Below are 25,114 nucleotides of genomic sequence, written 5' to 3'. Positions count from 1 at the left end.
CATGGCGATTCACATCCGCGACCTGGTCGTGCGCTATCCCGGGCAACCAGCTCCGACACTCGGCGGGATCACCCTGTCGATCCCCGACGGTTCCTTCACCGTGCTGGTCGGCGCCTCGGGCAGCGGCAAGTCGACGCTGCTGCACTGTCTGGCCGGTCTCATCACGCCCACCTCGGGGCAGGTGACCGACAACGGTGATCCGGTGCTGGCACCGGATCCGCGTCGTGGCATGGCTTTCCAGCGTGACGTCCTCTTTCCGTGGATGTCGGTGGCCGACAACATCGAGTTCACGTTGCGGGCGCGAGGTGTGCGCGCCCGCGAAAGGCCCGCCCGGATCGCCGAACTTCTCGACGTCGTCGAGCTGCCCGACGGCGTGGGTGCGCGCAGGCCGAGCGAACTGTCCGGCGGAATGCGCCAGCGGGTGAGTATCGCCCGCATGTTGGCAGGCGAGCCGACAGTGATGCTGATGGACGAACCGTTCGCGGCACTCGACGCGCTCACCCGGCTGAGAATGCAGGACCTGCTCATCGACCTGTGGACCAGATACCACCGCACCGTCGTGTTCGTCACCCACGACATCGACGAGGCGATTCGGCTGTCCGACACCGTCGGTGTACTCCGGGACGGTCGCATCGTCGACCGCATCGACAACCCACTGGCTCGACCACGCCCGTCCGACGCGCTGGCCGAGCAGCCCGGCTACAGCCGGTTGCGCAAGCTCTTGCATCACGAACTCGGCATCGACCACGCCATCGCCTGACCCTCTCGACCTAGGACAGACCACTGTGAAAATCTCCCCTCGTCGCATCCTCGCCGCGACGCTCACCGTTCTCGCTTTCACGACCGTCACCGCCTGCGGTGACGCCGACCGCGCCGATCCGACCAAGCTGACCGTCGGATTCGTCGTCGACCCGTCCTGGGCGCAGATTCCCGTCGCCGAGCGGACCGGGCTGTTCGACAAGCACGATGTGACAGTCGAAGTCGTCAACTTCCCGTCCGGCGTGGAAGCCTTGCAGGCGGTCGCCGCCGGACAAGTCGACATCGCCACCGCCGCCGACGTACCCACCTCCGCGGTCCTCACCCGGTCACCCTCGTTGCGGATCGTCGGCGACGGTTCACGCTGGGAAGGCTCGCGCATCATCGCCCGGCGCAGCGCGGGAATCGACGACGTGGCGGATCTGGCGGGCAAATCCATCGGTACGCCACTTGGCACCAGTGCGGCGTACTTCGCGGCGAGTACGTTGTCGCACAACAACATCACGGCCAACCTCGTGCAGGTGGCACCCTCGGCGACGGTCACCGCCGCGACCAGGCACGATGTGGACGCGGTATCGATCTTCCAGCCGTACCAGGCGCAGGTGGTCGCTGCTCTCGGTGCCGACGCGGTCGAGCTGACCGGAGGCAGCTACAACCAGCACAGCCTCTACCTGGCGACGCAGGACGCCGTCGCCGGTAAAGCCGAGGCGCTGACCGCGTTCTTCGCGGCGCTGTCGGAGGCCGGTGAAAAACTCAGGGCCCTCGACGATTCCGCGGTGGAGGCGGTCGCCGCCGCCACCGCACTGCGCCCCGACCTCCTGCGTGGGGTCCTCCCGCAATTCGACTTCACCCTGCACTTGCCGCCGACTTTGCCCGGCAAGCTCACGGAGCTGGGGCGGTGGGCCGAAAGCCAGGGCAAGATCCCGGCGGGTACGCCGCTGCCGGACTACGCGGCGCTGACCGACAACCGCTTCCTGCCCGTGAGCTGACCGAGCCTGATCCGCCGGACCCTCGGTGTCGATGGACCGTCTCGACACCGGGGACCGAGCCGCGCGAATTCCGCTGAGGGTGCGCGGAAGCATTGCACCTGTTCACGAGACCGGCGAGAGTTCAGGCCTCTCATCGAGTAGGAGCCGCCATGCCCGTCACCGAGCCGCCGCGTTCCGGCGCACAGACTGTCGACCGTGCGGTGCGGGTACTCGAATGTTTCCGCGGCGGTGACCCGGAGTTGTCGCTGAGTGAGATGGCGCAACGCTGCGGCTTGCCGGTCAGCACGACTTTCCGGCTCGCGCAGGCGTTGGTGCGCGGCAGACTGCTCGAGCAGGACCCGACCAGCGACCGCTACCGGATCGGGCACGGTCTGGCCAGCCTGGCGCGGCCCGCACTGGCCCGCCTCGGGCTCGACGCCGCCGCGCCGCACCTCTACGCGCTCGCGGCCGGTATCAAGATCACGGTGTCGCTCAGCGTTCCCGATGCCGGTGAGGCCTTGACCGTCTTCCAAGCGCGACCACCGGTGTCGTTCTGCCACAACCAGATTCCCCCGGAGCGCAGGTCGCTGCACACCAGTTCCGTCGGGCACGCGCTGCTCGCGCACACCCCGGTCGGTGGTGGCCGGGGCGAGCTGATCGATACGGTGCGCAAACGGGGGTTCGCGGTCGAGGAGATCGACGGCGAGGACCCGATCCGTGCGGTGGCGGTCCCGGTACTCGGGCCGGGTAGACAAGTGTGGGGAGCGCTCGGAGTGCAGGCACGCGCGGTGCGCCTCGACCACGACCTCGTCCGGGCCGTCGTGCCCGCCATGCACCGGATCGCGGTGCGTATCGGCCCGTATTTCCACACCGCCGCCGCAGGTACGGAATTCGACGCACGGTGATTTCCACTATGCGAAATCACTGTTGTCCGGCCGTAATATCGCAGGGCATCATGAAATGCGTTGCGGTGAATTCTTCACTGCACCTGCACCGAAAGTTTCCGACATGCTCGAATTTCTTGCGCTCGTTCGCCGTCGTACGGTGGACTTGATGCGCCTTTCCCCCGGATTCTGTCGCAGCTGACCGCACGGCGCGATTCCTCGTCGCCGTCTCACGCTGCCTCCCCGACTGTCCACCGTCGAAAGAATCCGAATCATGTTGCCCACCATCTTCCGACGACGTTCGCTGCGCGCGCTCGCCGCCGCCCTCGTCGCTCCCGCCGCACTCGCGGTGGTCACCGCGTGCGGCGCCGCCGAGGCGCCGACGACCGCCGACGGCAGGACCGTGCTGCGGTACCAGGGCCAGACCGGCCTGGTCACCCCGTACGAACTCGCCGACGAACTCGGCTATTTCAGCAAGATCAGTTTGCAATGGGAAGGTGACACCACCAGCGGCCCGGCCAATATCCAGGCCGCCGCCACCAAACAGATCGAATTCGGCAGCGCGTTCAACGGCGCGGTGGTCAAGCTTGCCGCCGGTGGCGCACCGGTGCGGTCGGTGCTCAGCTCCTACGGTTCCGACGACAAATCCTTCACCGGATACTTCGTCCGGGAGAATTCGGGGATCACCACCGCTCGTGACTTGATCGGCAAGAAAGTCGGTGTGAACACCCTCGGTGCCCACCACGAGTTCGTCACCCGGGAATGGCTGCATCAACAGGGACTGACCGAGGCCGAGATCAAGCAGGTGCAATTGATCGTCGTGCCGCCGGTCAACACCGAGGAGGCATTGCGCAGCGGTCAGATCGATGTCGGCGCGCTGAACAGTGTGTGGCGCGAAACGGCGGTCGGGCGCGGCGGGGTGCGCCCGCTGTTCACCGATACCGCCATCTTCGGTGAATTCGACTACGGCACCTACGTGTTCCGCACCGACTTCATCGCCCAGAACTCCGAGGCCGTCGCCGACTTCGTCCAGGGCACGGCCCGGGCGACCCGGTGGCTGCAGGTCACGCCGCGCGAGGAAGTGATCGCCAAATTCACCGACATCATCACCAAGCGCGGCCGCAACGAGAATCTGAAGCTGCTCGACTACTGGCGCAGCATCGGAATTCCGGTGCCGGGTGCGGTGATCGCGGAGAAGGAAATCCAGATCTGGATCGACTGGCTCGTGCGCAACGGCGAACTGCCCGAGGGCAAGATCGCCGCGAAGGATCTCTACACCAACGAATACAACCCCTACGCCAACGGCACCTACCAGCCCGCCAGCGGTCCGACCGGAGAGGTGGTGGCCGCGAAATGAGTGAGACGACAGCGAAACTCACGTTGCGCGGTGTCGGGAAACAGTTCGCCGTCCGTGGTACGACGGAGAAGTTCACCGCCGTCGACGACATCACGATCGACGTCGGCGCCGGGGAGTTCCTGGTACTGGTCGGGCCGAGCGGTTCCGGCAAGTCCACGCTGCTCGACCTGCTCGGTGGCCTGAGCACACCGAGTTCGGGACAGATCCTGCTCGACGGCTCCCCGATCACCGGTCCTGGCCTCGATCGAGGTGTGGTGTTCCAGCAGTACGCGCTCCTACCCTGGCGCACCGCCCGCGCCAATATCGAGTTCGGCCTGGAAGCCAAGGGCGTGGCCCGCAAGGAACGCAAGCAGATCGCCGACCACTACCTGGAACTCGTCGGGCTCGTCGGATTCGGCGACCGCTACCCGCACGAGTTGTCCGGCGGTATGAAGCAGCGGGTCGCGATCGCGCGCAGTCTGGCCTTTGATCCCGAGGTGCTGTTGATGGACGAACCGTTCGCCGCCCTCGACGCGCAGACCCGGGAGTCGCTGCAGGACGAACTGCTGCGCATCTGGCGTACCACCGGCAAGACCATCTTGTTCATCACCCACGGCATCGACGAGGCTGTCTACCTGGGGCAGCGCGTCGCGGTACTCACCTCACGGCCGGGTCGGGTCAAAGCAGTGATCGACATCGACATCGACCGCGGCGAGGACAGCGACATCCGCTCGAGCGAACAGTTCCGCGACTACCGCCACCGCATCTGGACCGAACTGCGCAGCGAGGTGAGCCGAGCACAGCAACTCGAGCTCGCCGCCGACGACAACGCGGTCACCGCGTCCACCGACAGGAGCCCCGCCCATGTCTAGCGCCGTCCCGCTGCTCGTGCGCCCGAGGGGGGCGACCCTTCGTGCCGTGTCTGTTCCCGCTGGTCTCGACCGCGCCGCTCGCACGACCCTGACCACCGTGGCGCGTGTCACCAAACCGCTGCTCGCCTTCGCGCTGTTGCTCGGCGTGTGGGAACTCGCACCGCGAGTCGGTCTGGTCGACGAGGTGTTCCTGCCGCCGTTCTCGGTGGTGGTGCAGGCCTTCGCCGAGCTCGCCGCCAACGGTCAACTGGGTGAGCATATTTCGGCCAGCCTCACCCGCTCGGTCACCGGCTTCTCCATCGCCTTGGTGATCGCGGTGCCGGTGGGCATCGCCATCGCCTGGTACAAGCCGGTGTCGGACTTCGTGAACCCGGTCCTGGAGTTGTTCCGCAACACCGCGGCCCTGGCGCTCCTGCCGGTCTTCGTACTGATCCTCGGCATCGGTGAGACGTCGAAGATCGCGCTGATCGGTTACGCCACCTTCTTCCCGATCCTGCTCAACACCATCACCGGTGTGCGAACCGTCGACCCGCTGCTGGTGAAATCAGCGGTATCGCTGGGCTTCTCGCCGCTGCGGTTGTTCCAGAAGGTGATCCTGCCCGCCGCCGTCCCGTCCATCTTCACGGGTATAAGGATGGCGGCGGCGGGCTCGATCCTGGTGCTCATCGCGGCCGAGATGGTCGGTGCGCGTGCGGGGCTCGGCTACCTCATCACGGCCGCTCAACAGAACTTCCAGATCCCGCAGATGTACGCGGGCATCGTGGCCATCTCGTTGATCGGTCTCGGTTTCAACTTCGCTCTCGTCGCGCTGGAACGTCGGCTGTCCCGCTGGCGCACCGCACCGACCGCCTGACCAGGAGTCACCCATGTCCCGCACAACCTTTCATCTCAACGCCTTCCTGATGGGCGTCGGACACCACGAGGCGGCCTGGCGGCATCCGCGTACCGACGCGCACCGGGTCCTCGATGTCGGGCATTTCCAGAACCTCGCCCGGATCGCCGAGCGCGGCAAGCTCGACTCGGTGTTCTTCGCCGACACCCTCGCCGTCGGCCCGCGCATCGAACGCAACACCCTCGCGGTGTTCGAACCGGTCACGCTGCTGTCGGCGATCGCCACCGTCACCGAGCGGATCGGTCTGATCGCCACCGCCTCCACCAGCTACAACGAGCCGTTCAACCTGGCCCGCAAGTTCGCCTCTCTCGATCACATCAGCGCAGGCCGGGCCGGGTGGAACATCGTCACCTCCGGCACCGCCGACGAGGCCCGCAACTTCGGTCTCGACGCCATTCCCGAGCACGCCCGTCGTTACGAGCGTGCCGAGGAGTTCGTCGAGGTGGCGCTGGCGCTGTGGGACAGCTGGGAATCCGAGGCGATCGTCCTCGACACCGACAACGGTGTCTTCGCCGACCCCGCTCGCGTGCACACCCTCGACTATGCGGGGGAGCGGTTCCGCGTGCGTGGTCCGCTGAACTCGCCGCGCGGTCCCCAGGGGCGGCCGTTGTTGGTGCAGGCGGGTTCGTCGGAATCGGGGCAGGAGTTCGCCGCGCACCACGCCGAGGCGGTCTTCACCGCCCAGCGCACCCTCGCCGACGGCGTCCGCTTCTACCGCGAACTGAAGGGGCGGCTGGCGAAATACGGTCGCGCCGAACACGAGCTGAAGGTGCTGCCCGGCCTGGTTCCGTTCATCGCCGACACCGTCGAGGAGGCCAAGGCCCTCGAGCAGGAATTCACCGACCTCATCTCACCCGACTACGCACTGCGCCAGCTCTCGACCATGCTCGGTGTCGACCTCACCGCGCACGCGCTGGACGCGCCGCTGCCACCGCTGCCCGCCGAGCGTGACATCGAGGGCGGCAAGAGCCGGTTCACCCTGGTCAAGGAGCTCGCCGAAACCGAGGACCTGACGGTGCGCCAGCTCATCGGCAAGCTCGGCGGCGGACGCGGACACCGAACCTTCGCCGGCACACCCGAACAGGTCGCCGACGAACTGCAGAGCTGGTTCGACGCGGGTGCGGCCGACGGCTTCAACATCATGCCGCCGTACCTGCCGGGCGGCTTGGAGGACTTCGTCGACCGAGTGGTGCCGATCCTGCAGGATCGCGGCCTGTTCCGTACCGACTACGAATCCACCACTCTGCGTGGGCATTACGGCCTGGAACCGGTCGAGAGCCGGTTCGCCCACCACGACGCCCGGGTCAGCGCCTGATGCCGACCACACCCAGCTTCTCCTGAAGGACCACACATGACAACGATCGAAAGCCCTCGCAGTGCGGCAGCACTGGACATCACCCCCGTCGCCGGGCACATCGGCGCGGAGGTCGCCGGTGTCGACCTGCGCACCGAACTGACCGCCGCCGCCGTCGAGGACCTCACCGCGGCGCTGCACCGGTACAAGGTGCTGTTCTTCCGCGACCAGCACATCGGGCACGCCGAACAGATCGCGTTCTCCCGTCGCTTCGGCGCGGTGACACCGTCGCACCCCTACGACGACGACGCGCCGACCGAGTATCCGGAAATCCTCGCCGTCGACAGTCGACTCTACGAGAAGCGTTTCGGCCGTAAGAAGTTCAGCTACACCAACCAGTGGCACACCGATGTCTCCCCCCTGATCAACCCGCCCGCGGCCTCGATCCTGCGTGCCGAGATCGCCCCGGCACACGGTGGTGACACCCAGTGGACCAACCTGGCCGCCGCCTACGCCGGTCTGCCGCAAGCTCTGCGCACCTTCCTCGACGGGCTCCGTGCCGAGCACCGCTTCGGCGGCCGGATCCCGCCCTGGGAGGCCGACAGCGACTACGCCCGCAAGACCGCGGCCTCGCCGCTGGTGACCGAACACCCCGTCGTGCGGGTGCACCCGGTGACCGGGGAGCGAGTCTTGTTCGTCAACCCCGGCTTCACCACCCGCATCATCGGCCTCACCCCGCGCCAGAGCGACGCCCTGCTCGCGTTGCTGTTCGACGAGATCGCCCAGCCCGCTTACACCGTCCGATTCCGTTGGACGACAGGCAGTATCGCCTTCTGGGACAACCGCGCCACCGCCCATCTGGCCCCGAGCGACCTCGACCACCTCGACGTCACCCGCGTGCTCTACCGCACCACCCTCGAGGGCGACGTCCCGGTCGGCGTCGACGGCGTCGCGTCCACCTCGGTGGCCGGGGCGAAGTTCACCAGCGCCTGACAACCCTCCCGGTGCCCGGTCCGCCGGGCCGGGCACCGGTTCCCGACAGGAGAACGATTTCGATGAGCGAAACCTGGTCCGCGAGGACGGATGTCCTGGTGATCGGTGGCGGCCCGGCAGCCGCCTGGGCGGCGATCCACGCCAGGGAGGCGGGCGCGCGGGTGACCCTGGTCGACAAGGGATACTGCGGCACGAGCGGCGCGACGGCTCCCTCGGGTACCGGTGTCTGGTACGTGGCTCCGGAAGCCGAAGCGCGGGCGACGGCGAAGGCGGCTCGGGAGGCGCTGGGCGGCTACCTCGCCGACCACTACTGGATGGATCGGGTCCTCGACCAGACTTATCTCAACATGGACCGACTCGCCGTCGGAGGACGCTATCCGTTCCCGGTCGACCCCGCGACCGGGAAGCAGTTGCGCACCGGCGTGCAGGGCCCCGAGTACATGCGCCGGATGCGCGCCTGGCTCCGGCGGATCGGTGTGACGATCCACGATCATTCTCCCGCGCTCGAACTTCTCGTCGACGAGGCGGGTGCGGTGTGCGGCGCGGCCGGTTATCAGCGTCAGCTCGATCGCGACTACCGCATCACGGCGGGCGCGGTCGTGCTGGCCTCCGGCGGCTGCGCCTTCCTGTCCGGCGCGCTCGGCACCAATGTCGACACCGGCGACGGCGCGTTGATGGCCGCCGAGGTGGGCGCCAGGTTCTCGGGCATGGAATTCTCCAACGCCTACGCGATCGTCCCGAAAGGCGCGACCATCACCAAAACCGCCTATTACGGCTACGCCACCTTCTTCGGCGAGGACGGTCGGGTCATCGAGGACGCGGGGTCGACCCGCGGCCGGTCGGTGATCGCCCGAAACCTGCTGCACCAGAAGGTCTTCGCGCAGCTCGACCGAGCCGACGCCACTGTGCAGGCGCAGATGCGGGTGGGTCAGCCGAACTTCTTCCTGCAATTCGATCGGCGGGGGATCGATCCGTTCACCCAGCGCTTCGAGATCGACCTGCTCGCCGAGGGCACGGTGCGCGGAACCGGCGGCATCGACGTGGTCGACGACGACTGCGCCACCAGCGTGGCTGGCCTCTACGTCGCGGGTGACGCGGCCACCAGGGAACGTATCTGTGGCGGCTTCACCGGTGGCGGCAGCCACAATGCGGCGTGGGCGATGTCGTCGGGGAGCTGGGCCGGTGCGGGCGCCGCGCGATACGCGCGATCGGCCTCCGAAACCGGCGAGGTCGCCGGTGCGGGCGGCGTCGGGTTGCGCACCGCTGGTTCCGGCTCGCTCACCGCGGCGGAACTGGTTGCGGCCGCTCGACGTGAGCTGATTCCGTTCGAGAAGAACTACTTGCGCCACGGCGACCGATTGCGTAGCGCCGCGTCCCACCTCGACGAATTGTGGGACGTGGCCGTCGCGGAATTGAGCGCCGACGGCGGGGATCGAGTGCGTGCCCGGCAGGCCGCGGCGATCACGGCAGTGGGCAGACTCATGTATCGATCGGCCTTGTCGCGCACCGAAACCCGTGGCATGAGCAAACGAGCCGATCATCCGCACGCCGACCCCGCTCAACATCACCACGTGATCTCCGGGGGACTCGACACTCCGTGGACAGCAACCGCTGCCGCGCACCACACCGCCCGGGCGGTGGCCTCGTGATCGAGTTGCTGCGTGCCGAGGACTGCATCGGCTGCGACAAATGCGTGCTGGCATGCCCCACCGATGTCTTCGACCGAACCGAGGCCGGAATACCCGTCATCGCCCGACAATCCGACTGCCAGACCTGCTTCATGTGCGAGGCCTACTGCCCGACCGACGCGCTCTACGTGGCACCCGATGCCACACCGCTCGCGTCGACGGCCGACCTGCCGACCGAACACGTCGGCCGGTACCGCGAAAAACTCGGTTGGGGGAATGGTCGCACCGCAGGCGCCCTGCTCGCGGTCGGCCCAGCCCTGCCGCACGGTGCCCCGCCGCCGCGACTCACCGTGGACGTGGTCCGGGACGGGTGAAATCAGGGGGCACAGGTCGATCCAGCCAGCGCCGCGGTCAATTCGGCGAGTGTTGTCGCCGAGTGGAAGTCGCCGCCGGAGAGCCGACCGACTTCGCGCAAGGAGTCCTCGTCGGTAGGCACTCGTACCTGATCGGTGCCCTGTGCGCCGGGAATCTCGATCACACCACTTGTGGTACCGAGTGAGATGGCCGAGATCCCGGCGTACTGTCGTTTGGCTTCCCGGGCGGCGGTGAACGCACCGCGGGTGTCGTCGAGGTCGGCGGGCACGGTTTGCTTGCCGTCGGAGACCAGGATGATCCTGCGTGGTCCCTCGATAGGTGCGACCGTGTGCAGTACGTCGATCGCGGCGAGGGCGCTGAAGATCGCTTCGCCGGTGGCGGTGCGTTCGGCCAGTCGCACGGCATCGATCGCGCGAGCGAAAGCGACCCGGTCGGCCGAGGGCCGCACCTGCACGGATGCGGTTCCGGCGAAGGTGATCAGGCCGAGCTGTGTGCGTGGGGGCAGCCGCTGGGCGTAGTCCTTCGCCGCGGCGGTGGCGGCGGCGAGCCGAGTGGGCGCCACATCGGTGGCTTCCATCGACAGCGAGATGTCGAGCACGAACATCACCACCGCGTCGCAGACCGCGAGCCCGGCCTTCGGCTGTGCGTGACCGGGCAGCGTGGTCGCACAAGCCGACGTGAGACCGACCACCGCGGCTGCCAGGAAGGCCGCGACCGAGAGCTTCGAATGCCGTTGGCGCACAGGCTCAAACTACCAGCGGGTCGGCCGATGGTTGGGGCCTGCGGCTACCCCCCGAACAAGAGGTACAGCCCGGTGAAAGTGAAGCCGACCATGGTCAGCATCAACGCCAGCTGACCGGTCAGCCGGTGACCGGGCGGGAGCAGGAGCAGGCAGCGATCATGTGCGGCGGCGACACCGAGGAGGTGACCGATCAGGACAGCGAGCACCTTCCAGGTGGCGAGCACACTCGGATGGCTCGACAGCACGTAGGCCACATCGCGATCGGCCAGCCCCGCGACGTTCCAGCCGCGGTCAAGGGGGTCCGCGAACAGGAGCGCCGTCGCCTGCCCCTTCTCGACGAGGAACGTCGAGTAGTGAGCGACCAGATAGCCCGCGACGATCGGGGTGAGACTGTGCGCGAGCCGCCTCGGTAGCAGCGCTCGATCGGTGGGGGAGACGCCACCGGTCGCGCGCGCGGCGAGGGAGAACAGTCCGCCGACAACCCCGACGAAGACCAGCAGACCCGCTGTGCGGACGAGGGTCGCGTCGACGACCGGGCTCAGGTCGTCGACCAGTTCACGCCATCGGGGGAAGGCGGAGAAGCTGTCGAAGGCGGTGGATCCGAGCAAGGCCGCGGCGACGGCCACGGATCCGACGCGTCCGGGAGTGCCCGCGAGATTGTTCAGCGGCCTCCGCAGCACCGGCCGCCCGGCACGATCGCGGCCGTACGGACTCAGACGCGCGAGCAGCGTGCTGTACACCTCGAGCGGGTCGGCCCGCTCCGCCCAGATGGTGCCGAACAGGGCGAGCCCGATCGTGTTCACGACCAGATAGCCGATCAGCCAGGTGAGCACCGCACTCACCGAACCCGGCGTGCGCCAAGCCAATTCCAGCCACACGAAGGAGAACAGGCCGACGGCGGCAGGGAGGTGACCCCACTGCTCGGGGTAGCGGAGAGTGGCCCGTTCCGGCGCGCGCCGCAGCAGTAGGCAGCCGAACCGATGGATCGCCCGGACGGGAGAGACGACCTTCCAGACCGGTCCGATCAGCAGCGACGCCACCATCACCCCGACCCAGATGCCGATGTACAACACACCCGGCACCGGATTCCGGGCCGGATCCGGAGAACCGAGGATCGCGGTCACGATCACACACGCGGTCACGGCCACGCTCGCCGCAGAGACGACCCACCGCGTCGCGGGCGCGTCGATCATCCGGGATACCGGCGCGGGCAGCGGAATTCCCGGCGACTCCGGTTCGAGTCGCGGCCGACGCCAGGCGAGGAACAGCAGCGCGAACGAGAACGTCAGCGCCCACGCCGCGCCGATCAACGCGTAGCTGAGCGGAATCGGTAGGTCGTCTGCGCCGGGGAGGCCGTGGGCGAGGGGGTTCACTGCCGGACCAGCAGCGTCGTCACTGTCCGTCCGAGCTGGTGGAGTTCGATCTCCACCCGTCCCGGCACCGCCACGGAAAAGGCGAACTCCTGATCGACGGTCGCCGCGACGGGGAAGGTGTGCGCGGGAGCGGAGTGGACGTGCAGTTCGTCGGTGGCATCACTGTCCACCCGCAGCACGATGCGTTGGCCGACCTCGGCTTCGGTCCGCGTATTGACCGGGGACACTTCGCCGTTCGCGATCCGGATATCGATGGTGTGAGCTGTGGGAATCGGCTCGACGGTCGGTTCGCCTGATGAGCAGCCGACCAGCAGGGCGATCGTGATCGGCCCGAGCCCTCGCACACTCACGAATCCTCCTGGCCGTGCTTCGCCTGTTCGGATTCCGCTGTCGCGTCGTCGTTTTCGCGCTTCTCCGCGCGTCGGTCGCGCATCGCGATGAACCACACCAGCCCGGCCAGCGCGACAGCGGGCAGGAACGCCGGGATCGCCAGCAGAACGGAGTGGTCGGCGAGAAGGTCGACGTGCTCCCCGCCGATCACGTGGCGACCGCTGCTTCCTGGTCCGGTGTGCTGCCCGCCGCACGATAGCGGTCGTTGACCCGGGCGGCGCCCCACGCCATCGCCGAGATCAGCGCGAGGCTGCACGCCAGCACCACGAGCCCCGCGAGACCGAACAGCCAGGACGGATGGTCGAACGACCGCTCGCGTTGCAGGACCGAGATCTCCTCGACGAACGGTCGGGTGAACGTGGCGGGGGCCGACACTTCCGCGGCACCGATGCCTGGATCGTGCGGCAGGAAGATCGGAAGCGCGGCTTGCCTGCGTCCGTCCTGCAGACGCAGCACGGTCTTCCAGGTGCCGTGCACGGGTACCGGGCGGTTGGACACGAAATGGTCGTCGTCGACGCGTCGCAAGATGTCCACGACGAGGCCGTGGCCGGGACTGTCGTCACCGGTGCCGCCTTGCCAGGACAGTATCTCCACCCATTCCGGATCGGCACCGACCAGATCGGCGGGGGTGAACCGGATGTCGGCGGTGACCATCCGCCCGCCCCGCACCGGTTCGGCGTCGGTGAGTACGACGGTCGCCGACGCGTGCTCCGGTACCCGGATGACGAGCCCATTGGTGGTCGCCGCGGCCGCGATCACGACGGCGATGACCACGAGTCCACGCCGCACCGCAGGCGTCGGCAGCGCTTCGCCGCGCAGGACGGTGCCGAGCATCGCACCGATCACGCCGCCCGCGACGCCGACCGGCACCGCCATCGCGAGCAGTTCGGGCCACATTCCGGCCACCCACGGATTGACGAACATCCGCTCGACCCACAGCGACTCCAGCCAGATGCCGACCGTCGCCACCCCGAGTCCGGTCAGCGCACCCCACCACAGCGGTCTGCGAATCAACGGCGTGAGGGCCGACAGTTCGACCACGACCGCGGCACCGAGGTAGAGCGGGAAAACATTGCGGGGCGCCTCGAATCCCGTGCCGACGAGGACCGCGACGACAGAACGCACCGCGAAGGCGAAGGCCACGAGCAGTAGGGCACTGAACGGCCCGAGGGTGAGTCGCGCCGAGATCAGCGCGATCGTCGCGGCGAAGACGATCAGCATCGGTTGCAACACCAGCCGGAACTGCTGAACGCCGAAGTCGAACTCGACGCCGAACACCGACAGCCCGATCACCAGGCCGCCGAAGGCGAAGGCCCGAACCGCCCAGAGCACCCGGCCGTCTGTCCGTCCGGGGTCGGGCCGGTTGTATCGGCCTTCGAGTTCGAGCAGTAGCACCCCGACCAGCGACAGACCCGCACCACCGATGAGCATCAAGTGCGTGGGTCCCCACAGCGTGACATCCTGGCCGAACAGCCGATGCCAGATGTCGTCGAGTGGAAAGCCGATCAGTGCGTACAAACCGGCACCGGCGATGAGGATGCCGCCGACCGGGGCGTACCACTCGCGGGTGATCCGGACCGCCGCCCGGCCCGGCTTCTCGTCCAGCGGCAGGACGACGGCCAGCATGCCCGCCATGAAGAGGAAGAACAGGCCGACCAGGATGAAGTAGTGCGCGGGGTTGGCCAGCGGCCCGGCATCGCGGCCCTTGCCGACGTGCAGGCTGACGTCCCAGATGAAGCCGAGGAACGCGGTCAAGATGGTCGCGAGAAACATCGCGATCGGTAGCGCCACCCAGCCTGGCCGGTTCATGACGCGGCCGCTGAAATCGGCGAGTCGTTGCAACCAGGTGATGCGTCGGGTCCGGTGCAGGAACGCCACCCACAGCAGTACCGCGCCGACCACCACGGCGGCGCCGGTCATCAGCGCGACCTGATCCAGGGCGGCACCACCGCCCTCGGCGCCCTGCGCGACGGTGGTCGCCGATAAAGCGGATATTGCTGTGGCCATGGCAGTTCTCCGATGTGTCGAAGCGCCCGGGTCTTGGGGTAACGAACAGTATTCCGAACTTCGCGCCGCAACGGTACATATCGCGCTCTATCGGCAGCGGACAACTCGGCTGATGGCAATGATGATTACATGAGTCGAGCTCCGTCGGCGGTACACCGAAGACGGACTCGCGCGGCCAGTGCCTCCGGTACTCGGTGACGCCGTCTTCCTCGAGGAGTTCGATCGCGGCATTGATCAGCGCGGTAGGCAGGTCACCGTGGTGGTATGGCGTGTTCGACGGTGCCATGGCACACTCTGAGACCGGTGCTCCGAGTGTCGTCAGCGGGGCGTGGTGGTCGGGCCGGGAGGGGCGCTCGGTGTGCCGTCGTCATCCGGTGCGGTCGGACTGTCCGGCACCGCCGCGGCACCGTAGAAGACCGGCAGCATGGCCTTGGCCAGCACCAGCGCCGACCCCTCGCCCGACGGCACCGTCGCCAGATTCGTGAGAACGACGATCGTCAGGTCCGACTCCGGATCGTGTCCCATGAAGGACATGAAGCCGGGGAGTTGTCCGTCGTGCCCGAACAGGTGCGTCCCGAATCGGACGAGCCCGAGCCCGTATCCGGCCACGTCGGGAGCGGCCGGATCGATGGGCTGGACGCTGTCCATCCTGACCCGCTGCATCTGCTCGTCCAGCAGATCGCCCTCGACGAGTGCCCGCACGTAGGTGGCGACATCGTCGACCGTCGAGATCGCCGCACCGGCGGTCCACGCCCACGACGGGCTCGCGTCGGTCGTGTCGGCGGGCCGCAGGGTCCCCGCGAGGGCGGCGGCCTGCTCCTCGGGCGGCAGGGCGAACGTGTCGATCGTGGAGACATTGGTGCCGAACGCGTACCCCTGCGGGTGCGGGTCGGGGATCGAGAGATCCGTCGCGGCGGGCAGCGACGTGTGCTTCAGCCCGAGCGGTTCGAAGATCCGCTGCCGGAAATTCTCGGCGGCAGACATGTTCGTGATCTTTTCTATGACGAGGCCGAGCAGAATGGTATTGGTGTTGCTGTATTCGAATTCTTCGCCCGGCGCGGAATTGACGGGGTGGGCGAAGGCGATGGCCAGCAACTCCTCGGGCGTCCACACTTTGTCCGGGTCGCTGTCGAGTGTGGCATTGAATTGCGGGTCGAAGGTGTAGCTGTACAGGCCACTGCGCATTTCGGCGAGCTGACCGATCGTGATCTCGTCTCCGTTCGGCACGCCCGGCCAGTAGTCGGCGATCGGATCCTCCAGCGCGAGCTTGCCCTCCTGCGCCAACTGCAGGACGACCGTCACGGTCATGGTCTTGGTGTTGCTGCCGATCCGGAAATGGTCGTCCACGGAGACGGCGTCGTCGGCGCCGATGACACGGGTACCGAAGGCCTCGGTCCAGTCGCCCTCCTTCGGCGATTCGACGAGCACGACGGCGCCGGGGATCACATTGTCCTTCATGAGCTGGTCGATCATCGGCCGGAGCGTGGCCACGTACGCGGGCTCGGCCGGTGGACCGGGCGAGGTGCCGGTGGTCTCGTCGGCGGTGTCCGACGACGTCCCGCACGCCGTGGCGATGAACAAACTCGCGGTCGCGACCAACACTGCGAACCTCGTCCGGTGTCCCATGATTCTCCGATCAGCAGCTGCTCGGGAGGGGTGACGTCGCGCTGTGTAGTCCAACTCTGCTCCGAACACACCGAGGAATCAATCAACAACCCGGTAACGCTGAACGCGCGGTCACAGGAGGCGTCGCACGGCCTCTACCACGGCGCGACGGCGATCTTCGGCACTCTCGACCGCGGGCGCATGCGCGGGGTTGCTCGGGTCCCAGGCGAGCGCGATGCCGACGACGAGGGTCAGCAGCGTCGTGGGCGAGAAGGCCGAGCCGACATCGTTCGCCTTGCGCGCATCGGCCAACGCAGCCAGCTTGTCCGCACGCGGCGCGGCCGTCCCGGTGGGGTCCTGATCGCGGCGTTCGAGGCGATGCCAGGTGGCGAGCCGGGTCACCTCGGGATGTTCGCGGCTGTAATCGAAGAGTCGTCCCGCGTACTCGGGCAGGTCGTCGGGGGTGAAAGGGACCGAGTCGAGCCCATCGGTGACGTGGGCTTCGTAGACCGCGTCGAAGAGTTGGTCCTTGCTGCAGAAGTAGACGTAGATGAGATTCTTGTTGGCCGACGCGGCCTTGGCGATCCGGTCCACCCGCGCTCCGGCGATTCCGTATGTGGCGAACTCGTCGGTGGCGGCTCGGAGGATGCGGGCCTTGGTGGCGTCGGCTCGGGACATGCGGTCATCGTAGTTTCGGCTGCCGGGTGCGCCACCGGCTCGCGGCGGCTGGTCCCGGTCCGGGCGGTCAGCCGATCCCGGCGACGTCGAAGGCCATGGCCGACGCGACCGCCAGCACGGTGCACCACAGGGTGATCCCGGTCATCAACCACCGGATGAGTCGCCACCGAGGAATGCCGAGCGCGGCACCGAGCAGTGCCGAGCCCCACGTGCCGAACAGCGCGGGCCCGAGTATTCCGAAACCCACGACACCGAAGCGGGCAAGGATTCGCCGAGCCCGTTGCCCCGCGACGCCGGACAGCCGGGACTCCGCTGCGGCCGCGCCCGGTTTCTCGGCGGTATGAAATGGTGAAACCTGAAGTACCGCAGCCGATTTCGCGCCGAGTCGCCAGGACTGCCAGTGCCGCCGGACGCGCTCCATGGCGAAGACCGCGAAGGCGACACAACAGCCCGCGCCCAGGAGTACCGCGACCACTGCGACCGGCGCGGGTAGGGAGAGCGAGAGACCGACGGGCACTGCCGGGGTACCGAGCGCGAAGCCCGCGAGCAGCGTCCACACGAAGCGCCCCATCGGAGTCCTTCCAGCCGAGCCGACCGTCGAGAAGACTCGGCCGAAGTAGGTAACTAACTGGTTAGTATATTGCCATGGAACCTCTAGATACCGTGCTGGACGACTTGGCGGCCGGAAAGTACCTGCTGCTGACCACTTTCCGGCGCGACGGCACCCCGGTCGCCACGCCGGTCTGGGTGATGCGCGACGGCCCGGCGCTGGCGGTCTGCAGCGCCCTGGACGCCGGAAAGGTGAAACGGATCCGCAACAGCGGCCGGGTGACGGTGTGCGCGAGCGATCGGCGCGGCGCACCGCGCGGTCCTGCGGTGTCCGGCATCGCCGAAGTGCTGGCGCCCGGTGACAGGGCGCACGTCATCGAGCTGATGAAGCGAAAGTACGGTCTCCTCGCCCGGATCGGGCTGGTTGGTAGCGCGCTGCGTGGTGGTCGGGAACGGATGGTGGGTATCCGAATCCGACTCGACGGGTGACCGCCTCACGTGGCGTGGGAGCTCGCCTAGCGGAAGTACGGGTAGTTCTGGACCCAGTGGAACCCACGACCGCGCAACGGGAAACTGTCGAGGTCCCGACGCTCCAAGGTGACGACGAGAGGACGGTTGTGCAGTTCTCCGCGCAGAACCAGGAGATCCGGGGTCGGACGCTCGGTGGACAGCGTCGCGAACGGTCCCGCCGTTTCGGCGAGTTCCAGTCGTCCGCCTTCGAGGTCGGCTCCGACCGGTACGAGCTCACCGTCCATCCGTTGCACGGTCGCCGACCCGGGACGCTCGAAAACCATTCGTTGCCAACGGGTTCCGTCGGTGGTCAGCGGGGGAGCGAGTTGCCCGTCGACGGTGAATTCCCGCACGTCCCAGATGCCGTACAACTCGGACCTGGGACTGCCTGCCCCGTGCTGTTCCTGCCACACCACCCACCGGTCGTACCCGCTGCCGAGCGCCACCCAGAGCCCCAGACCCGCCACGAACCATGTCGCGACGCGGTTCTTCCGTTCGTCGGCGAACAGCGACGGTGGTGACAGCGGGGCGCACCCTCTTTGCCGCACGAAGACGTCGAGCAGCCGTCGCAGGTAGGGCACGAGCAGCACCAGGCTGATCAACAGCAGGTGCAGGGCGAGCAGCTTCTCCGGAATGTCGAAGGTCATGTTCAGCAGCAGGATCTGCGCCGTAGCGAGCAGACACAACACCGCGCCGAGCACCGTCGTGCGCGCGAAGAACAGCAGCAGACCCGCCACGACTTCCACAGCACCGAGCGCCATCTCGTAGGCGGGAGAAGTACCGACCTGCAACCACAGCACCGAGGCCGGACTCAGATCGCCGTACGGCTGCAGCAGGTGCGCCAACGAGGGCCGGGGCATCTGTGTGGGGATCAGCTTGGCGAAACCGAACCCCACCATCTGCGCACCCAAGCACAGTCGCAGGAACAGCGAGAACCAGGCGGTGAGCCGGGGATGTGTCGGGCGGCGATCCCATGCCGTCCATCCCGTGGCGACGACCACCGCCACAACGAGAAGACACAGCACCAGCACCCACACCGCCGCCTGATCACCGGCGCCGGAGTCCCGGTGCTGCACCGCATCGACGCCGAAGAACGTCCGTCCGACCCATCCGGTGACGGGGTCGGTCAGCGACATGTCCCAGGGACTCACATAGCGACGCACCCACCGCCCGACCACCCCGAGCCATGCGAACGGAATATAGGTGTTCAGCAGGCAGAACAGCACGAAGTAGACCACAGAGAACCGGAACACGATCAGCTTCGCGGGCACGCGAACGGTCATCGCCGCATCCTCGGGTCCTCGGTGGGATCGGCATACCGGGCCGGGCACCCGTTCACCACCGCGTCAGGTCGCAGTTCGTAGTGCCAGGACTCGTTGTCGTAGATCTGGCACAGTCCGTAGGCGGCTCCGTGTGCGGACAGCCACGTCGTCGCCGCACTGTGCCCGATGTCGACCGCGTGACCCGACACGTGCGCGGAGGTTTCCGCGGTGGCCACCCAGCGTGCGGCTTCGGCCTCGGATCCGTACCTGCCCACCGCCTCGCGCAGCAGCCGCGTCTGATGGTCAGCCGACCGCCAACCACTGGTCACCACGAATTCGACCCCCTCGGCCCCCGCGTCGACCGCCGCGCGGCGGAGCGCGTCGAGCAACGCGGGATCGAGACGTGCCACCGAGGGGGACTGGTCGTCGAACACCCCCGCACCGGGCGAACCGGGATCGCCACGCGGAATGTCGAGCGACAACGCGACGGAGGAGAACCGGTTCGGGGGATGGTTGACAACGATCGCCACCGCACCGGCCGCGCCGAGCGCGGCGACCGCACTCGCTAGAATTCGGCGGGTATTTCTCTGATTCATGCTGTCAGTCAAGACAACGCGGCGTTGCGGGCACGTATGCGATTTTCGATACGCCGACGATATGTTCCCGCTGGGAGAATCGAGAGTCGATGCGTGTACTCATCGTCGAGGACGAACCCTATCTGGCCGAAGCCATCCGCGACGGCCTGCGTTTGGAAGCCATCGCCGCCGACATCGCGGGCGACGGGGACACCGCGCTGGAACTGCTCGCTGTCACGACCTACGACATCGCCGTCCTCGACCGTGACATCCCCGGCCCGTCCGGCGACGAGATCGCCGCCCACATCGTGGCCACCGGCAGCGGGCTGCCGATCCTCATGCTCACCGCCGCCGACCGCCTCGACGACAAGGCGACCGGATTCGAGCTCGGCGCCGACGACTACCTCACCAAACCTTTCGAACTGCGGGAACTGGTCCTTCGCCTGCGCGCCCTCGACCGCAGGCGCGCCCACAGCAGGCCGCCCGTCCGCGAACTCGCCGACCTGCGGGTGGACCCGTTCCGCCGCGAGGTGTACCGCGACGGCCGCTACGTCGCGATGACCCGCAAACAGTTCGCGGTGCTCGAGGTGCTCGTCGCGGCCGACGGCGGGGTGGTGAGCGCCGAAGAACTCCTGGAACGCGCCTGGGACGAGAACGCGGACCCGTTCACCAACGCCGTGCGCATCACCGTCTCGGCGCTGCGCAAACGTCTCGGTGAACCGTGGATCATCGAGACCGTTCCCGGTGTCGGCTACCGCATCGGCACGGGAGGTGACGGTGGATAGGCCACCCGGACTGAGCGTCCGCCTCAAACTCACCCTCAGCTACGCGGGTTTCGTCATGCTCGCGGGCACCTTGTTGCTCGTCGCCGTCCTGGTGTTCTATCTCTATTACCTGCCTGCCGGGTGGATCAACGCCAGCGGCAACTTCTGGATCGACCGACGGCTTCTGCTCCGTTCGTTCGCGCCGTTCATGGCGGCCGTACTGGTCTTCTTGATGGTCTTCGGGTTGGTCGGCGGGTGGTTCCTGGCCGGGCGCATGCTCGCCCCGCTCACCCGGATCACCGCCGCCGCCCGCCTGGCCGCCAACGGCTCACTGTCGCACCGCATCCGGCTCGCGGGCGCGGCCGACGAATTCCGCGAACTGGCCGACACGTTCGACACCATGCTCGCCCGGCTCCAAGCCCACGTCGCCGAGAACCAGCGGTTCGCCGCCAACGCCTCCCACGAACTGCGCACGCCCTTGGCGATCACCCGAACCATGCTCGAGGTGGCCCGCACCGACCCGCCCGACGACCTGATCGAGCGCCTTCACACCGTCAACACCCGTGCCATCGATCTCACCGAGGCGCTGCTCCTGCTCAGCCGTGCCGACCAGCGCGCGTTCACCCCGGAGCCCGTCGACCTGTCGCTGCTGGCCGAGGAAGCCACCGAGACACTGCTTCCCTTCGCCGAAAAGCTGGGCATCACCCTCGACACCGCGGGCGAGCCGACGCCGACCACCGGTTCGCACGCACTGCTCCTCCAGTTGACGACGAACCTCGTGCACAACGCGATAGTGCACAACCGGCCCGGCGGAACCGCCTGGACTACCACCCGCCGTCACCCTGATTCCGTGACCCTGACCGTCGAGAACACCGGCGAGACACTCGGTCCGGCCATCGTCGCCACGCTCGTCGAACCGTTCCGGCGCGGCTCCGAACGCATCCGCACCGACCATTCGGGCGTCGGCCTCGGGCTGGCCATCGCCGACAGCATCACCCGAGCGCACGCGGGCGCGCTCACTCTCACCGCGCGTCCCGGCGGTGGGTTGCGTGTGTCGGTGCGGCTTCCGGCACGCTAGACGGTCAGGACGAGACCACCTCACCTCCCGGTTGCGCGGCCTGCTCGATCGCGGCGGGTGTTCTCCCGACGAACGCATGGCGGACGAGCCTGAGCTCGGCGAGGCGGCCGTCGAGGTCGGTATCCGCATCGGGTGCGATGCCGAGGTCCTCCCGGATCGCCCGGCGCAGGAGTCGAACAGCCGAACCCAGCGAGACGTCCACGTAGTGATACAGCGCCGCGACCGCGACGGAATCGTTCTCGTCGATCTCGAGCGCCGCGCGATGGCCGATGTCGAGGCAGCGATTCACCTCGGACGCGAAATCGAGCGCGCGGTCCGAAACCACCATCTGCGCCCGGGAGTAACTGTCGCGCAGTGCCTCCCGGGCAGCCTCGAACTTGGCGAGATCAGCCGGACGGCCGCCGCACTTCTCGTCCAGGTGGTGGCGGATAGCGGTCCGGCACGAATGCGCGGCGGTGTTGAGGCTCGCGTACACCGACCGCTTCTCGTCGGTGCTCTCCTTCCGGGCGAGCTCCCGCAATTCCTCGGCCCGGTTGTCGCGCTGCGCCTTCGCATCGATGCGCTTGCTGCGAATCGCGAAGACCTGGGTCACGATGCCACCACCGAGCGTCCCGGCGACAGTGATCGAGGCAACCGCCACATTCGTCCAATCCATGGCGGCCATTCTTCCTGTCCCGCACGAACTTCGGGCTCGCGGGCCGACCGGGTGTCAGAGGAAGCGGGCGATGAGATCCTTCATGACCTCGTTGGCGCCCGCGTAGATGCGGGCGATGCGGCCGTCGGCCCACATCCGGGCGATCGGATATTCCTCCATGTAGCCGTAGCCGCCGTGCAACTGCACGCACCGATCGATCACCTGCGACTGCTGATCGGTGGTCCAGTACTTGACCATCGCTGCGGTCTTGACATCGAGGGCTCCTCGGAGGTGCTTGTCGACGGCGGAATCGACGAAGGTGCGAACCACCTCGGCGACGGTCGCGCACTCGGCGAGCTCGAACCGGGTGTTCTGCATGGCGAACAACGGCTTACCGAACGCGGTGCGCTGTTTGACGTAGGCAAGCGTCTCCTCGACGGCGGCCTCGATCGCGGCCGCCGCCGCGACACCACAGATCAGCCGTTCCTGGGGTAGTTGCTGCATGAGCTGGATGAAGCCCTCGCCCTCGGCGGATCCGAGCAGGTTGGCCTGGGGTACTCGCAAGCCGTCGAAGAACAGTTCAGTGGTGTCCTGACCCTTCTGGCCGATCTTCTTCAGCAGGCGGCCGCGCTCGAATCCGGGAGTGTCGTCGGAGACCTCGGCGACCACCAGCGATACACCTTTGGCGCCCTGTGTCGGATCGGTCTTGACGGCGATGATCAGCAGGTCGCAGTTGCGGCCGTTGGAGATGAAGGTCTTGGCGCCGGTGATCAGGTAGTCGTCACCGTCCTTGACCGCCTTCGTGGCGATGTTCTGCAGGTCCGAACCGGTGCCCGGTTCGGTCATGGCGATGGCGCCGATCCACTCGCCGGAGGCGAGTTTCGGCAGCCAGCGCCGCTTGTTGTCCTCGGTGGCGTAGGCGAGGATGTAGTGCGGCACAATGCCGGTGTGCACGCCGAGTTGCATCGAGGAATCGCCGCCCTTCACCTGCTCGGTGAACAACACGGCCTCGTGGGCGAAAGTGCCACCGCCGCCGCCGTATTCCTCGGGAACCGACATGCACAGCAGGCCCAGCTCCCCGGCCCGCCGGTAGACCTCGCGGCTGGGATAACCCCGCTCGGCGAACTCCTCGCGGTGGGGACCGACGGTGTCGACGAAGAAGGTCCGCGCCAATTCGGCCAAGTCTTGCAGCTCTGATCGGACGTCGGAGGTGCGGTCGGTCGGTGCGGGGCTCATGCGGGGTTCTCCTTGCTGGCGGGGGACTCGGCGTAAGCGTGACCGCACTGTTGGCGATCTGTCAATAGTGCGGAAAGTGGCGCCGGGTCGGACTGAGGGAGCTGTTGACACGATGTCAACAAGCTGTCATCGTTGCGATGCTTGGGCGTCCAACTATCGGAGCCCCTCCAGTTATCGCCCTTCGTACGACGACTTGAAGAAGTAGGCAGGTATGGTTCGCGAACTCACGCACTTCATCGACGGACAGCACGTCAGCGGCACCTCGGGGGTGTTCGGCGAGGTGTTCGATCCGAACACCGGGCAGGTGCAGGCGCGGGTGCCGTTGGCTTCGGCCGACGAGATCGAGGCCGCGATCGCCAACGCGGCGGCCGCACAGCCGGTGTGGGCGGCGTTCAACCCGCAGAAGCGCGCCAGAGTCATGATGAAGTTCCTGACCTTGGTCAACGAGGAGATCGACAGCCTGGCGGCGCTGCTGTCCGCCGAGCACGGCAAGACCATCGCCGATGCCAAGGGCGACATCCAGCGCGGGCTCGAGGTGATCGAGTTCGCCGTCGGGATCCCGCACCTGCTCAAGGGCGAGTACACCGAGAGCGCGGGCACCGGCATCGACGTGTACTCGATGCGCCAGCCGCTCGGTGTGGTCGCCGGTATCACCCCGTTCAACTTCCCCGCCATGATCCCGCTGTGGAAAGCCGGACCGGCGTTGGCGTGCGGCAACGCGTTCGTGCTCAAGCCCTCTGAGCGCGACCCGTCGGTGCCGCTGCGCCTGGCGGAGCTGTTCCTGGAGGCCGGGCTGCCGCCGGGGGTGTTCAACGTGGTCAACGGCGGCAAGGAAGCCGTCGACACCATCCTGCGCGACGACCGGATCAAAGCGGTCGGCTTCGTCGGCTCGACCCCGATCGCCCAGTACATCTACGAGACGGCCACCGCGAACGGCAAGCGCGCCCAGTGCTTCGGCGGAGCCAAGAACCACGCGATCGTGATGCCCGACGCCGACCTCGACGACGTCGCCGATCAGCTGATCGGCGCGGGCTACGGGTCCGCGGGCGAGCGCTGCATGGCGATCTCGGTGGCCGTGCCGGTGGGGCAGGAGACCGCCGACCGGCTGGTCGCCAAGCTGACCGAGCGCGTGCACAAGCTCAATGTCGGGCGCTCCGACGATCCGGGTGCCGACTTCGGCCCGCTGGTCGGCCGCGACGGGGTGGATCGGGTGAACAGCTACGTCCAGATCGGGGTCGACGAGGGCGCCGAACTGGTCGTCGATGGCCGCGGCCTGGTCGTCGAGGGCGCCGAGGACGGCTACTTCGTCGGCGCGAGCCTGTTCGACAACGTCACCCCCGACATGCGGATCTACCAGGAGGAGATCTTCGGTCCCGTCGTGACCGTCGTGCGCGCCGGTGACTACGAGCAGGCCCTGCGCCTGGCCGACGAGCACGAATACGGCAACGGCGTGGCGATCTTCACCCGCGACGGCGACATCGCGCGTGACTTCGCGACGCGGGTACAGGTGGGCATGGTCGGGATCAATGTGCCGATCCCGGTGCCGATCGCCTACTACACCTTCGGCGGCTGGAAGCGTTCGGGCTTCGGTGATCTCAACCAGCACGGCCCGGATTCGATCCGCTTCTACACCAAGACCAAGACGGTGACGCAACGCTGGCCCGCGGCCCCCGCGAAGACCAACGCCTTCGTCATCCCGACGATGGACTGACC

Annotated in this window: 26 protein-coding genes and 1 pseudogene; 14 read left to right on the top strand and 13 right to left on the bottom strand. The window is 67.5% G+C overall.

Annotation, left to right across the window (positions count from 1 at the left end; genetic code table 11):
• Position 1: 1 nt before the first annotated feature.
• The 10 genes from NC7_RS23700 to NC7_RS23655 all read left to right on the top strand — a co-directional run bounded on the left by NC7_RS23700 (position 2) and on the right by NC7_RS23655 (position 9,997).
• Complete coding sequence (locus tag NC7_RS23700; RefSeq protein ID WP_067986812.1) at positions 2 to 760, top strand: ABC transporter ATP-binding protein; 759 nt, start codon at positions 2 to 4, stop codon at positions 758 to 760.
• A 25-nt stretch (positions 761 to 785) separates the two neighbouring features.
• On the top strand, positions 786 to 1,745 hold the full coding sequence (locus NC7_RS23695; protein WP_067986811.1) for an ABC transporter substrate-binding protein: 960 nt from the start codon (positions 786 to 788) through the stop codon (positions 1,743 to 1,745).
• A gap of 149 nt (positions 1,746 to 1,894) precedes the next feature.
• Positions 1,895 to 2,629, top strand: coding sequence for an IclR family transcriptional regulator (locus NC7_RS23690; RefSeq protein WP_067986809.1), 735 nt, complete (start codon positions 1,895 to 1,897; stop codon positions 2,627 to 2,629).
• A 253-nt stretch (positions 2,630 to 2,882) separates the two neighbouring features.
• Positions 2,883 to 3,965 carry an ABC transporter substrate-binding protein gene (locus NC7_RS23685; RefSeq protein ID WP_067986807.1) on the top strand — a complete coding sequence of 361 codons (1,083 nt, stop codon included), beginning with the start codon at positions 2,883 to 2,885 and terminating at the stop codon, positions 3,963 to 3,965.
• Entirely contained in the window at positions 3,962 to 4,816 is an 855-nt protein-coding gene (locus NC7_RS23680; protein ID WP_067986805.1) for an ABC transporter ATP-binding protein, read from the top strand. The genes NC7_RS23685 and NC7_RS23680 overlap by 4 nt, the downstream gene beginning before the upstream one ends.
• Positions 4,809 to 5,669 (top strand): ABC transporter permease, encoded by an 861-nt coding sequence (locus NC7_RS23675; protein ID WP_067986803.1) that lies wholly within the window; start codon positions 4,809 to 4,811, stop codon positions 5,667 to 5,669. Before NC7_RS23680 ends, NC7_RS23675 begins: the two co-directional genes overlap by 8 nt.
• Positions 5,670 to 5,682: 13 nt before the next feature.
• Positions 5,683 to 7,023 (top strand): LLM class flavin-dependent oxidoreductase, encoded by a 1,341-nt coding sequence (locus NC7_RS23670; RefSeq protein WP_067986801.1) that lies wholly within the window; start codon positions 5,683 to 5,685, stop codon positions 7,021 to 7,023.
• A gap of 36 nt (positions 7,024 to 7,059) precedes the next feature.
• Complete coding sequence (locus NC7_RS23665) at positions 7,060 to 7,995, top strand: TauD/TfdA dioxygenase family protein (protein ID WP_067986800.1); 936 nt, start codon at positions 7,060 to 7,062, stop codon at positions 7,993 to 7,995.
• Positions 7,996 to 8,057: 62 nt separating this feature from the next.
• Positions 8,058 to 9,644, top strand: coding sequence for an FAD-dependent oxidoreductase (locus NC7_RS23660; RefSeq protein ID WP_067986798.1), 1,587 nt, complete (start codon positions 8,058 to 8,060; stop codon positions 9,642 to 9,644).
• Complete coding sequence (locus tag NC7_RS23655; RefSeq protein WP_067986998.1) at positions 9,641 to 9,997, top strand: 4Fe-4S dicluster domain-containing protein; 357 nt, start codon at positions 9,641 to 9,643, stop codon at positions 9,995 to 9,997. Before NC7_RS23660 ends, NC7_RS23655 begins: the two co-directional genes overlap by 4 nt.
• A 2-nt stretch (positions 9,998 to 9,999) precedes the next feature.
• Here the strand turns inward: NC7_RS23655 and NC7_RS23650 are convergent, their stop codons facing one another.
• The 9 genes and pseudogenes from NC7_RS23650 to NC7_RS23615 all read right to left on the bottom strand — a co-directional run bounded on the left by NC7_RS23650 (position 10,000) and on the right by NC7_RS23615 (position 17,364).
• Entirely contained in the window at positions 10,000 to 10,740 is a 741-nt protein-coding gene (locus NC7_RS23650; RefSeq protein WP_067986796.1) for a VWA domain-containing protein, read from the bottom strand.
• A gap of 44 nt (positions 10,741 to 10,784) precedes the next feature.
• Positions 10,785 to 12,113 carry a hypothetical protein gene (locus tag NC7_RS23645; RefSeq protein ID WP_067986793.1) on the bottom strand — a complete coding sequence of 443 codons (1,329 nt, stop codon included), beginning with the start codon at positions 12,111 to 12,113 and terminating at the stop codon, positions 10,785 to 10,787.
• The gene (locus tag NC7_RS23640) at positions 12,110 to 12,463 is read right to left on the bottom strand and encodes a hypothetical protein (protein ID WP_084458746.1); all 354 of its coding nucleotides are present in this window, start codon (positions 12,461 to 12,463) and stop codon (positions 12,110 to 12,112) included. Before NC7_RS23640 ends, NC7_RS23645 begins: the two co-directional genes overlap by 4 nt.
• Complete coding sequence (locus tag NC7_RS23635; protein WP_067986789.1) at positions 12,460 to 12,654, bottom strand: hypothetical protein; 195 nt, start codon at positions 12,652 to 12,654, stop codon at positions 12,460 to 12,462. The genes NC7_RS23640 and NC7_RS23635 overlap by 4 nt, the downstream gene beginning before the upstream one ends.
• Positions 12,651 to 14,510, bottom strand: coding sequence for a hypothetical protein (locus NC7_RS23630; protein ID WP_067986787.1), 1,860 nt, complete (start codon positions 14,508 to 14,510; stop codon positions 12,651 to 12,653). Before NC7_RS23630 ends, NC7_RS23635 begins: the two co-directional genes overlap by 4 nt.
• Positions 14,511 to 14,700: 190 nt before the next feature.
• Positions 14,701 to 14,796 (bottom strand): annotated as a pseudogene (locus NC7_RS30305) (TetR family transcriptional regulator); the annotation flags it as partial.
• A gap of 32 nt (positions 14,797 to 14,828) precedes the next feature.
• Positions 14,829 to 16,112 (bottom strand): serine hydrolase domain-containing protein, encoded by a 1,284-nt coding sequence (locus NC7_RS23625; protein ID WP_236573662.1) that lies wholly within the window; start codon positions 16,110 to 16,112, stop codon positions 14,829 to 14,831.
• Positions 16,113 to 16,247: 135 nt separating this feature from the next.
• The gene (locus NC7_RS23620; RefSeq protein ID WP_067986783.1) at positions 16,248 to 16,793 is read right to left on the bottom strand and encodes a TetR/AcrR family transcriptional regulator; all 546 of its coding nucleotides are present in this window, start codon (positions 16,791 to 16,793) and stop codon (positions 16,248 to 16,250) included.
• 67 nt (positions 16,794 to 16,860) lie between these two features.
• Positions 16,861 to 17,364 (bottom strand): hypothetical protein, encoded by a 504-nt coding sequence (locus NC7_RS23615; protein WP_067986781.1) that lies wholly within the window; start codon positions 17,362 to 17,364, stop codon positions 16,861 to 16,863.
• Positions 17,365 to 17,438: 74 nt separating this feature from the next.
• Between NC7_RS23615 and NC7_RS23610 the strand changes: the two genes are divergently transcribed.
• Positions 17,439 to 17,831, top strand: a complete 393-nt coding sequence (locus NC7_RS23610; RefSeq protein WP_067986779.1) for a PPOX class F420-dependent oxidoreductase — start codon at positions 17,439 to 17,441, stop codon at positions 17,829 to 17,831.
• Positions 17,832 to 17,857: 26 nt separating this feature from the next.
• On the opposite strand, the gene NC7_RS23605 is transcribed toward NC7_RS23610, so the two are convergent.
• Together NC7_RS23605 and NC7_RS23600 are read right to left on the bottom strand one after the other, a co-directional pair.
• Positions 17,858 to 19,135, bottom strand: a complete 1,278-nt coding sequence (locus NC7_RS23605; protein WP_067986777.1) for a DoxX family protein — start codon at positions 19,133 to 19,135, stop codon at positions 17,858 to 17,860.
• A complete protein-coding gene (locus NC7_RS23600; protein WP_084458761.1) occupies positions 19,132 to 19,710 on the bottom strand; it encodes a M15 family metallopeptidase in 579 nt (192 codons plus the stop codon). The genes NC7_RS23605 and NC7_RS23600 overlap by 4 nt, the downstream gene beginning before the upstream one ends.
• 89 nt (positions 19,711 to 19,799) lie before the next feature.
• Between NC7_RS23600 and NC7_RS23595 the strand changes: the two genes are divergently transcribed.
• Both NC7_RS23595 and NC7_RS23590 read left to right on the top strand, forming a co-directional pair.
• Positions 19,800 to 20,474 carry a response regulator transcription factor gene (locus NC7_RS23595; RefSeq protein ID WP_067986776.1) on the top strand — a complete coding sequence of 225 codons (675 nt, stop codon included), beginning with the start codon at positions 19,800 to 19,802 and terminating at the stop codon, positions 20,472 to 20,474.
• Positions 20,467 to 21,531, top strand: a complete 1,065-nt coding sequence (locus NC7_RS23590) for a sensor histidine kinase (RefSeq protein WP_201449930.1) — start codon at positions 20,467 to 20,469, stop codon at positions 21,529 to 21,531. Before NC7_RS23595 ends, NC7_RS23590 begins: the two co-directional genes overlap by 8 nt.
• A gap of 4 nt (positions 21,532 to 21,535) precedes the next feature.
• Here the strand turns inward: NC7_RS23590 and NC7_RS23585 are convergent, their stop codons facing one another.
• Positions 21,536 to 22,186 (bottom strand): hypothetical protein, encoded by a 651-nt coding sequence (locus NC7_RS23585; RefSeq protein ID WP_157102149.1) that lies wholly within the window; start codon positions 22,184 to 22,186, stop codon positions 21,536 to 21,538.
• Positions 22,187 to 22,240: 54 nt separating this feature from the next.
• A complete protein-coding gene (locus NC7_RS23580; RefSeq protein ID WP_067986772.1) occupies positions 22,241 to 23,401 on the bottom strand; it encodes an acyl-CoA dehydrogenase family protein in 1,161 nt (386 codons plus the stop codon).
• A 211-nt stretch (positions 23,402 to 23,612) separates the two neighbouring features.
• On the opposite strand from NC7_RS23580, the gene NC7_RS23575 reads away from it, so the two are divergent.
• On the top strand, positions 23,613 to 25,112 hold the full coding sequence (locus tag NC7_RS23575) for a CoA-acylating methylmalonate-semialdehyde dehydrogenase (protein ID WP_067986769.1): 1,500 nt from the start codon (positions 23,613 to 23,615) through the stop codon (positions 25,110 to 25,112).
• Positions 25,113 to 25,114: the final 2 nt, after the last annotated feature.

The sequence above is a fragment of the Nocardia caishijiensis NBRC 108228 genome, from assembly GCF_001612825.1.
In the GTDB taxonomy this organism is placed as follows: domain Bacteria; phylum Actinomycetota; class Actinomycetes; order Mycobacteriales; family Mycobacteriaceae; genus Nocardia; species Nocardia caishijiensis.
Note: the sequence above shows the minus strand (reverse complement) of the source record. Positions and strands in the feature narration are given on the sequence as shown.

Coding starts and splice junctions, on each gene's coding strand:
- NC7_RS23700 (WP_067986812.1), top strand. CDS start 2: ATGGCGATTCACATCCGCGACCTGGTCGTGCGCTATCCCGGGCAACCA.
- NC7_RS23690 (WP_067986809.1), top strand. CDS start 1,895: ATGCCCGTCACCGAGCCGCCGCGTTCCGGCGCACAGACTGTCGACCGT.
- NC7_RS23685 (WP_067986807.1), top strand. CDS start 2,883: ATGTTGCCCACCATCTTCCGACGACGTTCGCTGCGCGCGCTCGCCGCC.
- NC7_RS23680 (WP_067986805.1), top strand. CDS start 3,962: ATGAGTGAGACGACAGCGAAACTCACGTTGCGCGGTGTCGGGAAACAG.
- NC7_RS23675 (WP_067986803.1), top strand. CDS start 4,809: ATGTCTAGCGCCGTCCCGCTGCTCGTGCGCCCGAGGGGGGCGACCCTT.
- NC7_RS23670 (WP_067986801.1), top strand. CDS start 5,683: ATGTCCCGCACAACCTTTCATCTCAACGCCTTCCTGATGGGCGTCGGA.
- NC7_RS23665 (WP_067986800.1), top strand. CDS start 7,060: ATGACAACGATCGAAAGCCCTCGCAGTGCGGCAGCACTGGACATCACC.
- NC7_RS23660 (WP_067986798.1), top strand. CDS start 8,058: ATGAGCGAAACCTGGTCCGCGAGGACGGATGTCCTGGTGATCGGTGGC.
- NC7_RS23630 (WP_067986787.1), bottom strand. CDS start 14,510: ATGGCCACAGCAATATCCGCTTTATCGGCGACCACCGTCGCGCAGGGC.
- NC7_RS23620 (WP_067986783.1), bottom strand. CDS start 16,793: ATGTCCCGAGCCGACGCCACCAAGGCCCGCATCCTCCGAGCCGCCACC.
- NC7_RS23615 (WP_067986781.1), bottom strand. CDS start 17,364: ATGGGGCGCTTCGTGTGGACGCTGCTCGCGGGCTTCGCGCTCGGTACC.
- NC7_RS23610 (WP_067986779.1), top strand. CDS start 17,439: ATGGAACCTCTAGATACCGTGCTGGACGACTTGGCGGCCGGAAAGTAC.
- NC7_RS23605 (WP_067986777.1), bottom strand. CDS start 19,135: ATGACCGTTCGCGTGCCCGCGAAGCTGATCGTGTTCCGGTTCTCTGTG.
- NC7_RS23600 (WP_084458761.1), bottom strand. CDS start 19,710: ATGAATCAGAGAAATACCCGCCGAATTCTAGCGAGTGCGGTCGCCGCG.
- NC7_RS23595 (WP_067986776.1), top strand. CDS start 19,800: ATGCGTGTACTCATCGTCGAGGACGAACCCTATCTGGCCGAAGCCATC.
- NC7_RS23585 (WP_157102149.1), bottom strand. CDS start 22,186: ATGGATTGGACGAATGTGGCGGTTGCCTCGATCACTGTCGCCGGGACG.
- NC7_RS23580 (WP_067986772.1), bottom strand. CDS start 23,401: ATGAGCCCCGCACCGACCGACCGCACCTCCGACGTCCGATCAGAGCTG.
- NC7_RS23575 (WP_067986769.1), top strand. CDS start 23,613: ATGGTTCGCGAACTCACGCACTTCATCGACGGACAGCACGTCAGCGGC.